At 45.8% G+C, this 15,420-nt stretch carries 13 protein-coding genes; 8 read left to right on the forward strand and 5 right to left on the reverse strand.

What is annotated here, in order from left to right; genetic code table 11:
• Nucleotides 1–23 precede the first annotated feature (23 nt).
• Complete coding sequence (locus WJM45_RS11070; RefSeq protein ID WP_341325167.1) at nucleotides 24–815, reverse strand: peptidoglycan DD-metalloendopeptidase family protein; 792 nt, start codon at nucleotides 813–815, stop codon at nucleotides 24–26.
• The gene (locus tag WJM45_RS11075) at nucleotides 815–1,315 is read right to left on the reverse strand and encodes a DnaJ domain-containing protein (protein ID WP_341325168.1); all 501 of its coding nucleotides are present in this window, start codon (nucleotides 1,313–1,315) and stop codon (nucleotides 815–817) included. Before WJM45_RS11075 ends, WJM45_RS11070 begins: the two co-directional genes overlap by 1 nt.
• Nucleotides 1,316–1,587: 272 nt before the next feature.
• Here WJM45_RS11075 and mobB point away from each other — a divergent pair, with 272 nt between their 5' ends.
• Together mobB and glp are read left to right on the forward strand one after the other, a co-directional pair.
• Nucleotides 1,588–2,118, forward strand: a complete 531-nt coding sequence (mobB, locus tag WJM45_RS11080; RefSeq protein WP_341325169.1) for a molybdopterin-guanine dinucleotide biosynthesis protein B — start codon at nucleotides 1,588–1,590, stop codon at nucleotides 2,116–2,118.
• The gene (gene glp / locus WJM45_RS11085; protein ID WP_341325170.1) at nucleotides 2,111–3,358 is read left to right on the forward strand and encodes a gephyrin-like molybdotransferase Glp; all 1,248 of its coding nucleotides are present in this window, start codon (nucleotides 2,111–2,113) and stop codon (nucleotides 3,356–3,358) included. Before mobB ends, glp begins: the two co-directional genes overlap by 8 nt.
• Before the next feature lie 47 nt (nucleotides 3,359–3,405).
• On the opposite strand, the gene WJM45_RS11090 is transcribed toward glp, so the two are convergent.
• Nucleotides 3,406–3,729, reverse strand: coding sequence for a rhodanese-like domain-containing protein (locus WJM45_RS11090; RefSeq protein ID WP_341328933.1), 324 nt, complete (start codon nucleotides 3,727–3,729; stop codon nucleotides 3,406–3,408).
• Nucleotides 3,730–4,394: 665 nt separating this feature from the next.
• Between WJM45_RS11090 and WJM45_RS11095 the strand changes: the two genes are divergently transcribed.
• A complete protein-coding gene (locus tag WJM45_RS11095; RefSeq protein ID WP_017839339.1) occupies nucleotides 4,395–4,559 on the forward strand; it encodes a hypothetical protein in 165 nt (54 codons plus the stop codon).
• A gap of 284 nt (nucleotides 4,560–4,843) precedes the next feature.
• Here the strand turns inward: WJM45_RS11095 and WJM45_RS11100 are convergent, their stop codons facing one another.
• Entirely contained in the window at nucleotides 4,844–5,161 is a 318-nt protein-coding gene (locus tag WJM45_RS11100) for an H-NS histone family protein (protein WP_341325171.1), read from the reverse strand.
• 1,003 nt (nucleotides 5,162–6,164) lie between these two features.
• Nucleotides 6,165–6,854: a DUF2914 domain-containing protein gene (locus WJM45_RS11105; protein ID WP_341325172.1), complete on the reverse strand. Its 690-nt coding sequence runs from the start codon at nucleotides 6,852–6,854 to the stop codon at nucleotides 6,165–6,167.
• A 153-nt stretch (nucleotides 6,855–7,007) separates the two neighbouring features.
• On the opposite strand from WJM45_RS11105, the gene WJM45_RS11110 reads away from it, so the two are divergent.
• The 5 genes from WJM45_RS11110 (at nucleotide 7,008) to WJM45_RS11130 (ending at nucleotide 15,310) form a co-directional block, all read left to right on the forward strand.
• Nucleotides 7,008–9,833: a 2-oxoglutarate dehydrogenase E1 component gene (locus tag WJM45_RS11110; protein WP_341325173.1), complete on the forward strand. Its 2,826-nt coding sequence runs from the start codon at nucleotides 7,008–7,010 to the stop codon at nucleotides 9,831–9,833.
• Between the two features lies 1 nt (nucleotide 9,834).
• Nucleotides 9,835–11,082, forward strand: coding sequence for a 2-oxoglutarate dehydrogenase complex dihydrolipoyllysine-residue succinyltransferase (odhB, locus tag WJM45_RS11115; RefSeq protein WP_341325174.1), 1,248 nt, complete (start codon nucleotides 9,835–9,837; stop codon nucleotides 11,080–11,082).
• 13 nt (nucleotides 11,083–11,095) lie between these two features.
• Nucleotides 11,096–12,532 (forward strand): dihydrolipoyl dehydrogenase, encoded by a 1,437-nt coding sequence (lpdA, locus tag WJM45_RS11120; protein ID WP_341325175.1) that lies wholly within the window; start codon nucleotides 11,096–11,098, stop codon nucleotides 12,530–12,532.
• A 650-nt stretch (nucleotides 12,533–13,182) separates the two neighbouring features.
• Nucleotides 13,183–14,766, forward strand: a complete 1,584-nt coding sequence (locus WJM45_RS11125) for an IS66 family transposase (protein WP_341325176.1) — start codon at nucleotides 13,183–13,185, stop codon at nucleotides 14,764–14,766.
• Nucleotides 14,767–14,920: 154 nt separating this feature from the next.
• On the forward strand, nucleotides 14,921–15,310 hold the full coding sequence (locus tag WJM45_RS11130; RefSeq protein ID WP_017839332.1) for a hypothetical protein: 390 nt from the start codon (nucleotides 14,921–14,923) through the stop codon (nucleotides 15,308–15,310).
• Nucleotides 15,311–15,420: the final 110 nt, after the last annotated feature.

Consider the following 15,420-nt stretch of genomic DNA (forward strand, 5'->3'; position numbering starts at 1 on the left):
CGGCTATTGCCGAAGTGGTTTCGTCAATTTTTCGGTAAATACTCGAGCGGATTCACCGGATTTCCGTTTTTTCTTATTTCGAAATGCAGCGCGGCTTGCCCCGACGCCGATTTACCAACTTCAGCTATTTTTTGGCCTTTTTCCACATATTCTCCCTCTTCGACCAGCAATAGACTGTTATTGGCATAAGCACTCATGTACGTTTCATTATGTTTAACGATGAGTAGATTTCCATAGCCAATTAAACCTGTACCGCTATAAACGACTTTACCTGTTTCCGTCGCCTTAACCGACTGACCTAAACGACCTGAGATATCTATTCCTTTTCCACCGGATTGAGAAAATTTTTTTAGTACTTTTCCGGTAATCGGCCACTGCCAGTGCAACTTTAACAGTTTTTTCTTATCATTTGAAACTATTGATTTTTTTTGTGACGAATTTCTCTTTTTAACTGGGGCCCGCACTAAGCTTCCCGGGTCATTTGAAGGTTTGACGATAGTAGGTTTTTCGGGACCTGGATCAAACATTTTGAGCGCCTGACCGACCAAAATTTTGTAGGGCGGTTTAATTCCGTTCCAGGCAGCAAGGACCTGATAACCATGCCCAGATCGAAACCCAATTGAATAAAGCGTATCGCCCGGTTGGACGACATAATAAGCGGAGTCAATCGTAGCTTTAGCCGGTTCGGGCCTTGATATGGAAGGGATCGTCGCAACTTCCGAATCCGGTAAAACAACCTGCCCGCAAGAAACAGCCCCCCCGGCAAGCATCAATACCCAGCAGTCACGACGTGCAACTAATTTAAATAAAAACATCAGGCTACATACTTTAATAACAAATCTTTTGCTTGATTGATCTTAGACGACAAATAACCCGACCCCCCTCGATCCGGGTGTAGTTTTTGCATTAACTTTCTATGCGCGGCGATAATATCCTGACGAGTTGCCCCTTGTTTTAGTCCTAAAATCTCGTAAGCTTCTTCGACCGACATCGAGGCATTGCTAGATCTCGAATAATGGCGTGCTTCGCTGCTTTGCTTGCCCGATTTAAACATAAACCAAAGTTTCTGTAATGCTGGGGCATAGTACAGCAAAGCAGGAACAAACCTAGTCAAGACAGCAACCAAGATACCCAAAAATGCTATCAACCAATTAAGCTTTCCTGTCGCGCCAAGATATAGCAAAACCAATCCGATGAAAACGGCGATTATCAGTTTTATATAACGAGCCACAACTTCAGGTGGACGGCTTAAAAACCCGCGTAATAACCAAAAAAAGACCGCTAGCGCCAATAACGCCAAATAGATCCGAATCAAAAATACTCTCCGATTAAAATGATCCGCTTATTGAAATAATTGTAATTATTCAGCATAAGTCATGTATGAGAAGGTGTCAGGCATTGATTTATAAAGCTGTCTGCAACAGGACGTTGCAGTCAGAGCTTACAGGGATGTATTCACGCGTCCTTAGAAATCAATGCCTGACACCAACCTACCGAATACGCTGAATAGCTACAAATAATTGCATATTAAACCTTAAGACCCTATCTTAGTTCCGAATTTTTCCAGATTACAGTAATTAGTCGACCATGCTACAAACTCATATTCCTATCCTCGGTTTCGCTGCATTCAGCGGAACCGGTAAGACCACCTTATTAACACAATTGATACCCATTCTCAAAAATCATAAGCTACGAATCGGTTTAATCAAACACAGCCATCATAATTTCGAGATCGACCAACCGGGCAAGGACAGTTATCGATTGCGCAAGGCGGGGGCCCTAACCGTGCTATTGGCATCAAAACACCGGCGCGCAATCATTACTGAAATCGAACCGGCACAAGAACCTAAGCTTGCCGACCAGCTACAAGTTATCGATCAAGTCAACCTGGATCTCATTTTAGTCGAAGGCTTCAAGGCTGAATTATTTCCAAAAATCGAAATCCATAGACCAGTGCTAAACAAACCACTAATGTATCCGAACGACCCTAGTATTATCGCCGTTGCATCGGATAGCCCGCTCGAATTACCAAAACATTTACTCGGTTTCGACTTAAACAATCCGAACATGATAGCCGACTACATTTTAAACCAATTCTTGGAGCACAAGCATGATTGATGCCTGCATTCAAAAAGAAAACCGTCTGCTGACTCTTGAGGAGACGTTGGCTCGAATCGAATCGTCAATAGAACCGATAATCGACGCTGAGAAGGTTAATTTACACGATGCGTTAGGCAGGGTTTTGGCGGAACCGGTCATGTCTCCTATCAATCTGCCTTATCACAATAATGCTTCAATGGATGGATATGCGCTAGCCAGCTCCGATATCAATCCCGACCACCCGTTCAGCTTAAACCTAATCGGTACTTCATGGGCCGGTCGTCCCTATGACGGAAGTATTTTACCCGGGCAATGCGTCAGAATTTTTACCGGCGGAGTTGTACCGGAAGCACTCGATACCGTTGTCATGCAAGAGCATGTGCAAAGAATCGGCGAAATCGTGCATTTTCCGGCCAAGGTTCAAGCCTTGCAACACGTCAGAATCGCCGGAGAAGATATCGCAAAAAATGCTCTCCTGATAACCGCACCGAAACGACTGTCCGCTATCGACCTTGGCTTGCTGGCATCGGCAGGCATTTATCAAGTCAACGTAAAACGCAAAATTAAAATCGCCTTCCTATCAACCGGCGACGAGTTGACACCGCTTGGTCAATCCTTGGCTCCCGGAAATATATACGACAGCAATCGCTATATGCTGAGCGCATTACTAAAAGAAGAAGCCTTCTCAACTACTGATTTGGGTGTTGTTCCGGACGATAAGGACCGGCTCGAAAATCTGTTGATCGAGGCTGCCGATACTCATGATGCGATTATAACCACCGGCGGCGCTTCAGTTGGCGAAGCCGACTATATCCAAGAAATACTGAACACAATCGGACAGGTTGAACTTTGGAAAATAGCGGTTAAACCCGGAAAACCGCTCGCGTTTGGTTCGATCGGCGATTGCCGACTTTTCGGATTACCCGGAAATCCGGTCTCGGTGGTTTTAGCTTTTCAGCGTATTGTCATACCGGGGCTTCGGCTCATGGCTGGATTATCAGCGGAAAAACCACTGCAATTAACTGCGATTTGTCAGGAATCTATTAAAAAATCCCCCGGCAGACTTGAGTTTATAAGAGGAATTTTATCGCAATCGGATAACGGAGAGCATCAGGTTTGCTCGGCGGGAAAACAAGGCTCGCATATTCTATCAAGCATGAGTCACGCCAATTGCTTTATTGTACTCCCCAGCGATTGCGAAGGCATAAAAAAAGGCGATAGAGTCGTCGTCGAGCCTTTATCAACTTGGATCGATTAAAGGGTGTGCAAAATAACTTCCCGAAAAAGTAAGCATTGCCTCAAATATCAATATCTCGGCACCGAGGCGTCACATTCACAAGACCATGCATCGATTCCGCCTCGTAGATTCAGCAATTTTCGAAACGAATGGCGCTCTAAAAAAGATGCCGCCTGCTGACTACGTATGCCATGATGACATATCACAACAATTTCTTGCTCTGCATCCAGCTCATCCAACCGTTCGGGAATTTGATGTAGCGGAATCAGCACACTGCCTGCAATCCGGGCATAAGCAAATTCATAGGGCTCCCTTACATCAAGCAAAAAAGGCGGGGTATCGCTTTGCAGCTTAACATTTAAGTCGGTGGGTGAAATTTGTTGTACCGGCATATTTATCTTGTATTTTTCAACTTTATTCAAAAAACGATCGCCATTGTAAGCCGTTTATCCTGAATTCGGCAGTTTAACCATGAAGCACATGAAGTTCATGAAGGATTCCAAGAACTTACCAAATCCTTCTCGCTAACCTTTTTGGTGAGCGAAAGTTCTATACAAACGCGTAATAAGCTATTGAATTAACTTCCTATTCTTCATGATCTTCATGGTGAAATGCTTTTTCTAGGTTTATACTTCTCATCAAATTTCTGATTAATGCAACGAAGCGCTGAGCGCGGCTTAAACGCCAATTAAGGGCACCGCGAAGGATTGACGAATACATACAGCGCCAGGAAAGCAAGCGTAGCTTTACATTCATGTAACCTGAATACCGGCAATCCATACCGACAAAACGAAAAATGCCGAAAATACACTAAGTGGTACTTATGACTGGGTACGATGCCCTAAGACGTCACTCTCCTGCACCGAAATTTTACTAGCAAAGTACAAAATCACCCAATTGCGATAACTATAATCGCCCTGTATGAAAAGTTCATTAAACATTAGTACTGCTTTGGTAAACAATCCGTCTATTTTTAATGGTATTGTTTACATCAATCCAGTTCAGTATAGTTAAACCGTAATTTAAACCTTTAACTAGATAAACGAGGATTCATCTAATGAGCGATTTTCAAAAAGACATTTTAACTGGCGCAGTATTTGTCACTGGCGTGCTTGGTTTTGTTTCCGGAGAATTCATACTCTCTTCTACTTTATTCGCCACGGCAGCTATTGCTGGAAACATTAACGCAACCCACAAACGTAATAAAAGTGAGCGTCTGTGATACATATGACTAATAGATGCAAAATCGACAATTCAACTTTTAACTCTAGAGCTTCCAAGGCTAGCTTCTTGGAAGCTCTTTCTCATTAAGCTATTGCGTTATCATTCCCGGCAACAAATAGATATTTTCTATTTCTGGACCCTACACCCCCCTACCGGCTTAGCAATTATTTATAACCATAATTAGCAGCCTCATCATAAAAAGCACAAAAAGCTTAACACCAAGCTTATAGTATTAAGTTATTTTATCGGCTTATAAACTAAGCAGTTTACGTTATAAATTACTTAATCAATTTCGAATTCCGAACGGTCATGACCTTGTTCAACTAAAGTCTGAAGCCATTTAGGCATAACCCCTCGTCCAGTCCATGTTTTGCTAGGGTCGTTTGGATGCCGATATTTAACAGGTACCTTAATGCCTTTTCTAGCGGATTTTTTTTGATCATCAATAAACTCAACCGCCACATTGATCGAGGCGGCAAGTTCTTTTATCTGATTCATAACTTCTTTACGTTTATCTGCTTGCTTAGCTTTAAGTGCTTTTTCAGCATTTAAAATAACTGCCTGCAATTCATCTTCTGAAAGATTTTGAAAATCGGTCATACGTAAATTCTCATTTAATGTAAAAGTTTCAATTAATTTTATTAGGACCTAATGCAACTCAATTAAAAAATAATAAATGCTTAAGTCGCCGGTTTAATAAAAATCACATGAGACAAATAATCATGCTTTTTTTAATAGGTTTTCCAGTGATCAAAGATTAATAGACCAAAAAAGAGATTTTTCTTTATTCAATGAAAAATAGCCGTTAATTGTAACTAAAAAAACATTAAATGAGCAACAATTCAAAACATTAACAAAAAAGAGAAATTATGCTCAACGAGTTTTAAATCAAACTTGGTCTGTTGATCAGATAATCTCGCCTTATTCCAAAAAACTGCATTCTTAGTTAGGCATATGCACAAGATAACTTCCCGAGAGTAATTATCCAGATCTCCTTATCGCTCCCACGCAGAGCGCTCATCGTTATACATATACCTTTCTCACTTCAAATTTCGGCAATGCCTTAGGAGGCTCCGGGATGTTCGGTCCCTCACCTAACGCTAGGTGAGGGACCAGCATGGGACTGACATAGAGCCTACACGGACGTATTTACGGCGTCCTTTGTCGGGCATCCCTGCGCCGAATTTTGATCTCCGACAGGTATAAATTGTAGGGTACACTGCGCGTACCAAAGCCGTGCCCTGGCGGATCGGTTGGCACATGAACATTGCGGGGTTACCATGGTACGCACAGCGTACCCTACGCGGATCGCCTTGCCGCGAGTGTTAAGTAACAGTAAATGGTATCGAGGCCTCATTGGCTAAGATTGCAAAACGGTAATTTTTGACTTATGTATAACGATGAGCGCAGAGCGTGGGAACAATAATTGCCGGGTGTTGAATAGTCACTCCTGAGACAGTAAGGTTTATGGAGGTTAGGTAATCTCGCTTGACATAATCCCTACTGCCGATACCTGTCAATCGAGCCACCTCCTTATAAGCGCAAAATCAGTATCTCTATGCGCATTTTCGGCTTTATTCGTCAGACAAGAAAAAAGTATAGCTTAGTCAGTCATGACCTCGAATTTAATTTCGTTATAAATTAATCCATTTTTATCTATTAACTGAACTATCCAATGCCCTGCATCCGTATAGGTCAATACTCTGTTAGTCGAGACTCTCCAACGATTGCCTTGCGGATTGATCGGTATTTTCCCAACAAGTACACCATCTTTAATCCACTGATGAAAAAAAGATTCGCCTTTCAAATCTTTGAGCTCAGTAAAATAATAGAGATGAATTGGCTTTTTATCTCCGATACTGAAGGGTGGAATCAACTCTTTTACCGGTTCTTTATTAACGATGGCATTAGTTAATAAGCCCCGAGTAATCTTATAATGATTGATTGTCTTAAATCGCCGGTCAACTGGAGCTTCTTTTGTCAACTCAGGAACAACCTCTTTAATCTGATGATTTTTTTCGGAAATCGGTTGATCTTTTTTTTCAATAAGAGAAGATTCTTTCTCTATGACTTCAGACGAAACCTGTTCGGCTTTTTTGTCGACTTTATCTTCTAATCCATTACTTAGATAAAAATAAGGAATTACTATAAATGCAATAGCAATAATCACAGCCAATACGATTCGCCTGACATTCCAAATAACAATTTCGGAAGGCGCCGAGTTTCTCGGCATATTACTTTGTTCGCTTCCGGATCGATTAATTTTGATTACAATTTTTTTTGCATTTGCCATAAACTTATCCCGGTCTTCGTAAGTCAGAACCTTGCGCCGCCACCATCAGTCATGTAGGCTGATTTTTTATAACAACGGCACTTTACTACTTGGTAATATAGCATTTTCCCCCTAAGATATCGGCATCAGCTTCAGATTAAACGGAAATCATCCATGAGCGACCTCCTCAAGTTATTTCAAGAATCTTCCGCACTTTATGGCGGAAACGCCGTATTTATCGAAGACTTATATGAAAAATATCTGCAAAACCCCGACTCGGTCGACCCGAGTTGGAGACACACATTTAAGAAGCTGCATAACGGCATGGCACAGGAAATCATCCATAGCCCGATTGTTGACAGATTCGCCAACCTAGCCCAGCAATCTCAAGGCCGTCTAGCTAAGCTGCAAGGCTTTACCGAAGAAAGCGTAAAAAAACAATCTGCGGTCGCGCGGCTTATCAATCATTACCGGGTTAGAGGCCATCAAATTGCCAACAATAATCCACTGAATAAATCGATTCCTTCCGTTCCGGATCTTGAGCCTGCATATTACGGACTGACCGAGCTCGATATGGATACGTTATTCGATACCGGTACCCTATATGGAGAAGACAGACTTCCGCTCAGAGAAATTCTAGGTAGATTAAAAGAAATTTATTGCGGAAGCATCGGAAGCGAGTACATGCATATCGTGGATACCGATGTCAAACGTTGGATCAAAAACCGTCTTGAAGGCACCCGCGCCAAGCCAAACTTAACAGCCGAAGAAAAACTCTCCATCCACAAGCAGCTGACCGCGGCGGAAGGCATCGAAAAATACTTGCACCGTACATTCGTAGGGCAAAAAAGATTTTCTCTGGAAGGGGGCGAGTCTCTGATCCCTTTTTTAGATAATATCGTGCAACGCGGCGGTGATAAGCAAATCAAAGAAGTCGTCATCGGCATGGCCCATCGCGGCCGCTTAAATGTCCTGGTCAACATCTTAGGAAAAAATCCGAGCGTTTTATTCGAGGAATTCAAAGGGATGCACACATCAACGCCCGGCATGAATTCCGGCGACGTTAAATATCACATGGGCTTTTCCTCGGATATCGCCACCCCCGGCGGACCCATTCATGTCACGTTGGCTTTCAACCCATCGCATTTGGAAATCATCAATCCGGTCGTCGAAGGCTCGGTTAAAGCACGCCAAGATCGTTACGGTCCCAATAGCTTCAACACCATCCTACCTATTTTAATCCACGGCGATGCCGCATTTTCCGGACAAGGTGTTGTCATGGAAACCTTAAACATGGCTGGGACCCGTGCCTATTCTACCGGCGGAACTATTCATGTCGTCATCAACAACCAGGTTGGCTTCACCACCAGCAACCCCCTTGATGCCCGTTCGACCTATTACTGCACCGATATTGCCAGCATGGCGCAAATCCCGGTCTTCCATGTCAATGGTGACGACCCGGAAGCCGTGTCGTTCGTCGCTCAGCTTGCCTTGGACTTCCGTATGACTTTTAATCGGGATATTGTCATCGATCTAATATGCTATCGGCGACTAGGCCACAATGAGGCGGATGAACCGGCAACGACCCAACCATTGATGTATCAAAAAATTCGCAAACATCCGACCACACGCCAAATCTATACCCAAAAACTTATATCCGAAGCATTGATCACACAGGAAGAAGATCAAAATATCGAAAACGACTACGTTTCGATGCTGGAAGCCGGGATGGTAGTCTCCAGGCCGGTTCTCAGTAACAAGGTGTATTCCTACTCGGCGCTATGGGAAAAATACCATCACGCCAAGTGGACGGCTTCTTGTAAAACCTCGGTATCGCTCGATGTACTTCGGTTCTGTAATAAAAAGTCACAGTGCCTGCCGACCGGTTTCGAATTACACCCCAGAGTTGCCAAAATCATGGACAGCCGAAATAAAATGGCCGCCGGCGCTCAACCGCTGGACTGGGGATTTGCCGAAAACATGGCTTATGCAACCTTGCTACTGGAAAAACGCAATGTCCGCTTGACCGGGCAAGATGTGGGGCGCGGTACTTTTTTTCACAGACATGCCGTTTTACATAACCAAATTGACGGCAAAACTTATCTGCCGATCAATCACCTGGATTCCGAACAAGGCCGAGCTTACATTTACGACTCGTTACTTTCCGAAGCAGGCGTATTGGGTTTTGAATACGGCTACAGTACTACCGCCCCTGAAACCCTGGTAATTTGGGAAGCACAGTTCGGCGATTTCGCCAATGGAGCCCAGGTGGTTATCGATCAATTTATTAGTTCCGGCGAAACCAAATGGGGGCGTTTGAGCGGTCTCGTGATGCTGCTGCCGCACGGTTACGAAGGACAAGGCCCCGAGCATTCCTCCGCCCGACTGGAGCGCTATCTTCAGCTTTGTGCCGAACAAAACATCCAGGTTTGCGCACCGACGACTCCGGCACAAATCTTTCATCTACTTCGCCGGCAATTACTCCGCCCTTATCGTAAACCGTTAATCGTCATGACTCCGAAAAGCTTATTGCGTCATAAGCTCGCCGTGTCGACACTGGAATGCCTCACTAAAGGGCGATTCCAAACGGTTATCAGCGAAATAGACCCTATTAAACCGGATAAAGTAACCCGACTGATATTATGTTCAGGCAAAGTATATTATGATCTTTTGGAAGCCAGACGGGAGCACGAACTCGACCATGTTGCCATTGTCAGGATAGAACAGCTGTACCCGTTTCCAAATAATCGGTTTAAACAAGAAATCGAACGCTTCCCGAATTTGGAACACTTGATTTGGTGTCAAGAAGAGCCTAAAAATCAAGGTGCTTGGTATCAGATCCGACACCATTTCGTCGATACGTTGGCAACCGAAATCAATCTGCAATACGCCGGGCGCCCCGCATCCGCAGCACCCGCCGTAGGCAATTTCAAGAAGCATCTTGAACAACAGCAACAAGTTGTTAACACCGCTTTATTTGGAAAACACACAGGAAAATAACATGAGCATTGAAGTCCTCGTTCCTAATCTGCCTGAATCCGTTTCCGATGCCACACTCATTAACTGGCAAAAAAAACCCGGGGATAGAGTCACAAAAAACGAAAATCTCGTCGATCTCGAAACCGATAAAGTCGTGCTCGAAGTGCCTGCGCCCGAATCAGGCGTTTTAACGAAAATCCTGAAAAATGACGGCGACATTGTTGTCGGCAGCGAAGTGCTGGCTATCATCGATCCGCAAGCGACCGCGACTGAAGAGACCGCCGCTCCGCCTGCAAGCGATGCCGACAATGAGCCGCAACAGACCGCCGAAAAAGAACCGGAAGCCGCATCGGCCAACATTCCTTTGAGCCCCGCGGTCCGAAGGCTCGTTGTTGAAAAAAATATCGACCCCTCGGCTATTAGCGGCTCGGGAAAACACGGTCGTATTACCAAAAACGATATTCTCGAATATTTGCAGGACGAACCGGTTCTCGAAACCTCGCCTCGGACAAAAACACCGCCGGAATCCGTGCAAACGGATTCAAAACCGGCCACGATTCCGGCTGCATTAAGACCCGAACAACGAGTCCCAATGACTCGACTTAGAGCAAAGATTGCCGAACGCTTGCTGCAAGCGCAACAAAACGCCGCGATGCTAACGACTTTCAACGAAGTCGACATGCATCATGTGATTGATTTACGAAACCAATATAAAAACCGCTTCGAGCAAACGCACAATATCAAATTGGGCTTCATGTCTTTTTTCGTCAAAGCATCGATCGAGGCCTTGAAAAAATTTCCGACTATCAATGCCTCAATTGACGGTAACGACATCATCTATCACGGCTACTATGACATCGGCATCGCGGTCAGTACACCGCGCGGATTGATTGTGCCGGTTCTTCGCGATGCCGATCAATTAGACTTTGCCGGTATCGAAAAAAATATCGCCGATTTCGGCAAAAAAGCCAAAGAAGGCAACATTAGTTTTGAAGACCTGACCGGCGGTACGTTTACGATAACCAATGGCGGCATTTTCGGCTCGATGCTATCGACCCCGATATTAAATCCGCCGCAATGCGCGATCTTAGGCATGCATGCAATCAAGGATCGACCCGTCGTTGAAAATGGACAAATAGTCGTCAGACCGATCATGTACCTTGCTTTATCTTACGATCATCGCTTGGTCGACGGCCGCGAAGCGGTGCAGTTTTTGGTCACCATCAAAGAATGCCTGGAATCTCCAGCGCACTTATTGCTAAACATATAAACGGTTCACTGTCATGTCAAAACCCGAATCAACTTATGATGTTATTGTCGTCGGTGCCGGCCCTGCCGGCTATGTCGCCGCGATCCGCGCCGCCCAATTAGGATTGAAAACAGCCTGTGTTGATCATTGGACCAATATCAATGGCGATCCAAGTCTGGGCGGGACTTATATCAACGCCGGTTGCGTTTCCTCGATGGCACTGCTCGAGTCGGCCAAGATCTTCGATTTAATGCGGCATGGGCTTGCCGATCATGGCATATCGGTCGAAAACATAAAACTGGACTTGCCGAAAATGATAGACCGCAAAAATGAAAAGATAGCGCGATTAAGCCGGCAGATCCTTAATGTTTTCGCCGAAAAAAAAATCAACTATTATCATGGGCAAGGAAAGCTGCTCAACGCCGACCAAGTCAGCGTGACTCCCGCCGACGGTGCCAAACCAATCAAACTCAATGCCCCCAATATAATACTAGCAACCGGCTCCACCTCCATCGATCTACCGTGCGCGCCGATCGACAACGAGTTTATCGTCGATACGACTTATGCGCTGAATATGACCAGCATCCCCAAAAGACTCGGAATCATCGGGTCGGGCGTCATCGGCCTAGAGCTTGCGGGAATATGGAATCGCTTGGGTTCCGAAGTAATTTTGTTAGAAGCGCAAGAATCTTTTTTACCAATCGTCGATCACCAAATTGCTGCGGAAGCCTATAAAATCTATTCCGAACAAGGCTTGGATTTACGTTTGGGAGCTCGCGTCACCTCGGCTAAAAAAACTAATAACAAGGTCGTCGTCGACTATCAAAATCCGGAAGGCAGCCATACGCTACGACTCGACAAACTGATCGTGGCCACGGGTAGAAAGCCTAATTCGGAAAATATTGCAGCCCCCGAAGCCGAACTGCTTTTGGATGAAAACGGATATATCCATGTCGACGAAAACTGCTGCACGACGGTTCCCGGCGTTTATGCGATCGGCGATTTGACCTTACTCGGGCCGATGCTGGCGCATAAAGGCTTAGAAGAAGGCGTATTCGTCGCCGAACACATCGCCAACCGGCACAATCCGATCAACTATAACATCATGCCGAGCGTCATCTACACCGATCCTGAAATCGCCTGGGTCGGACAAACCGAACAAGCCCTACAAGCCATTGGACAAAAATATCGGACCGGTACATTTACATTGAAATCGAATGGCCGCGCCGAATCGATCGACAAAACCGAAGGTTTGGTCAAAATCATCACGCATGCGGAAACCGATTTAATTCTAGGCATCCATATCATCGGAGCCAATGCTTCCGAATTAATTGCCGAAGCGGTTCTAGCGATGGAATTCTCAGCCAGCGGCGAAGACCTAGCCAGAACCATACACGCGCACCCGACCATCTCGGAAGTCTTGCACGAGGCGGCACTAGCGATAGAAAATCGGTCCTTGCATCTTCCTTGATATGGATTTTTAGCAAAATAATCTAAAAGCCAATAGCAAATAGGCAGGTCGCCCTTTCTTAGGCTATGTATTCGAACCTTTAACCTAACGTTCATGAAGGCCTCGCCATCGCCCCGGCAAATGAAAGTTCTCTGGTGGGGAGGGTGCGGTCACTCGCCCGACAGGACGCCGTGAACCCAGCACCTAAATCCAGCACCTAAATTCCATAGCCGATTGGCTATGTTTAATATCATGACTAATTTAGGTGCTGGATGAATTCCATAGGTCTTTGGCAATGATTTAAAATCATGACTTATTTAGGTGCTGGGTGAATACGTCCATGTAGGCTCGACGGCGGCTGTCCCTGCCGCCGACGCCTATCGATCGAGCAACCGCCCCCTCTCCGGAACCGGCATTACCAGAACGGAGTTTTGCATATCGAAAAATTAGATAATGAATCAAAATTTACGATCTTTCACAGTAAATTTGGCAGTCAATCCACGAAAATCAGGAGATACACAAAAAATAATCATACGGTTACATAAGTTTCTTGAATCACCCATTGGGTGAGTAACTTGGAAGTAACTATTCAGCCCCCCCCATTACAAAAATCATCCAATCAGTCACTAAAAAACTGTATTTTCAAGCCGCCAAGACGTATCCTGTGCACCATGCAACTGAGCGATCATGACCTAAACCAACTGGATGAAGACAGGCTTCTGGACTTACCGGAAGAGGATTTGCGTCGCCTTTCGATTCGCTTGCTCAACGATCTCAAGGAAGCACGCGAGCGCTTGAAGCAAAACTCGCGCAATAGCTCCCGGCCACCCAGTAGTGAAGCACCGTGGGATAAGGCGAACGATACAGCCAGTGATACCGATGCGATAGACGCTGGCGAAGACACGCCGGACCAGGAGGCAGATAACACATCTTCCGCCCCACCTGCTAAAGAATCCAAACAAGATTCTCAAACCGACTCGTCTCAAGCTTCGGATGATGTGCGTAAACCCGGTAAGCAGCCTGGTGCGCAAGGCTTCGGTAGACAGCAAGTCCTGCCGGTGACCGACTATCAAGACCATCGTCCCGAGCTTTGCGCGTGTTGCGGTACTGTGTTCACGACAAGTCAGCAAAAAGCGTATACCGCTTTTGATACCGTTGACCTCACCTGGGCTGACGCGAACGATCCGGGCTTGAGATTGATCACGACGCGGCATACCTATTATGAAGCGACGTGTCACTGCGGCCATGTGACGCGAGGCGAACCGTATCGTCATGTGCCCCACGGCAGTTTGCCGAACGTCGTGTGCAGCGAATGGCGCCTGGTCGGGCCGGGTTTAGCCGCCTTGATTGTGTGTCTGGCCTATCGCATGCGGCTATCCCGTGAGCGCATCCGCGAATTCTTGCAGGATTGGTTAGGGTTAAGTCTCAGTGTCGGCACCATCAACAACACCCTGCATGAAAGCGGCGCGGCGGCGCTGCCGATCGAAGACGAACTCATTGACGCCGTGGTCAATAGTCAATTACTGCATGTCGATGAAACGTCTTGGATGGAACTGACGACCTTCTTATGGCTGTGGGTGTTCAGTACGGATACCGTGACTGCTTACTGGATTGCCTACCGCAGTGCCGAATTGCTCGAGAACCTCTTGGGCTCGGATTACTTGGGCTGGCTCATGAGCGATGGCTACCAAGCCTATCGCAGATACCCGAATCGCGTGCGTTGCTGGGCGCATCTGCTGCGCAAAGCCCAAGGGCTGGAAGAGAGTTTCGACCCTGTGGCACGCCAGTTCGGCAAACAAACACTAGCGTTGCTGAATACACTGATGAACGCGATTCGAGAGGCCCGTGTCGACCCACCCGACAAACTGTTGACGGAAACCTTTCAAGAATCACTGGCGCTCTATCGAGCGCTATGCGAAAGCCTGCGCGAAGCAACGCATAAAAAGACGCGTGAGCTGGCCGGTGAAATGCTCAATGATTGGGAGGCGATCTTTCAGGTCGTTGCATCCTATCATTTGCCGTTGACCAACAACGAAGCCGAGCGGGCACTGCGGCACTGGGTGATTTTGAGACGCATCAGCTATGGCACTCGCACCGAACAAGGCTCGCGGGTATTCGCCATTTTAATCAGCGTGATCGAAACCTGTCGTAAAAGACAGCAATCCCCTTGGCTTTATTTGGCAGTAGTCATTGATCATCAGCGAACCGGTCGGCCGATTCCAAAATTGCCTCCAGTGGACTGGGGGTCTGAATAGTTACACTTGGAAAGTATAACTAATTGAATATTTTCGTGTGTTTCGTGGAAAAAATGCATTTATAGATTTAACAACCCCTATCCGCAAAACAGAAGCGGACCGAATAGTTTCGGCTACAAAAATTATATTTAACTTAAAACTAAAGAGCAATAACATGGAAATATTATTAATCGGAGCCGTGTTGATGATTTTCGCGGTATTGGCCTCGGCATGGCTCATGACCTTTGCCAAATGGTTTCCTATCGAAGGCATAGACGGCGGCTTTCTAAAAGACTATAAAACGATGGTCAGAGCCCATGTCGATTTTGTACTGATGGCATTGTTTTGTTTGGCTTTTTATGCGGTAAAAATTCCGCTGCCGGTTTTGGCCTGCTGGCTTGTCGTCATCGGCGGCATGACCAATCCCGGCGTTTTCGTTATCGCGGCTTTCGACCCCAATTTTTGGGATAAACCCATTTGGAAAGCTTATACGATTGTCAGTTTTGCGATAACAACGATCGGTTTCGTATGGGTCGGACTGACTCTTTTGAATTTTGCCTTGTAATGTTTCAGTTTTCCACGACTCTTAAACTTTGAAAGTATTGGCGAATACATCATGAAGACAATGAAGAAAAGGCTATAAAATCGACGATCTAATTCTTCGTGTCACGTTAC

It is taken from the genome of Methylotuvimicrobium sp. KM2, from assembly GCF_038051925.1.
In the GTDB taxonomy this organism is placed as follows: Bacteria; Pseudomonadota; Gammaproteobacteria; order Methylococcales; family Methylomonadaceae; genus Methylotuvimicrobium.

Excerpts from the sequence above, each read along its gene's own strand:
- WJM45_RS11130 (WP_017839332.1), top strand. The coding sequence starts at position 14,921 with ATGGAAATATTATTAATCGGAGCCGTGTTGATGATTTTCGCGGTATTG.
- WJM45_RS11100 (WP_341325171.1), bottom strand. The coding sequence starts at position 5,161 with ATGACCGATTTTCAAAATCTTTCAGAAGATGAATTGCAGGCAGTTATT.
- lpdA (WP_341325175.1), top strand. The coding sequence starts at position 11,096 with ATGTCAAAACCCGAATCAACTTATGATGTTATTGTCGTCGGTGCCGGC.
- WJM45_RS11105 (WP_341325172.1), bottom strand. The coding sequence starts at position 6,854 with ATGGCAAATGCAAAAAAAATTGTAATCAAAATTAATCGATCCGGAAGC.
- WJM45_RS11070 (WP_341325167.1), bottom strand. The coding sequence starts at position 815 with ATGTTTTTATTTAAATTAGTTGCACGTCGTGACTGCTGGGTATTGATG.
- odhB (WP_341325174.1), top strand. The coding sequence starts at position 9,835 with ATGAGCATTGAAGTCCTCGTTCCTAATCTGCCTGAATCCGTTTCCGAT.
- WJM45_RS11090 (WP_341328933.1), bottom strand. The coding sequence starts at position 3,729 with ATGCCGGTACAACAAATTTCACCCACCGACTTAAATGTTAAGCTGCAA.
- mobB (WP_341325169.1), top strand. The coding sequence starts at position 1,588 with ATGCTACAAACTCATATTCCTATCCTCGGTTTCGCTGCATTCAGCGGA.
- WJM45_RS11095 (WP_017839339.1), top strand. The coding sequence starts at position 4,395 with ATGAGCGATTTTCAAAAAGACATTTTAACTGGCGCAGTATTTGTCACT.
- WJM45_RS11125 (WP_341325176.1), top strand. The coding sequence starts at position 13,183 with ATGCAACTGAGCGATCATGACCTAAACCAACTGGATGAAGACAGGCTT.
- WJM45_RS11110 (WP_341325173.1), top strand. The coding sequence starts at position 7,008 with ATGAGCGACCTCCTCAAGTTATTTCAAGAATCTTCCGCACTTTATGGC.
- glp (WP_341325170.1), top strand. The coding sequence starts at position 2,111 with ATGATTGATGCCTGCATTCAAAAAGAAAACCGTCTGCTGACTCTTGAG.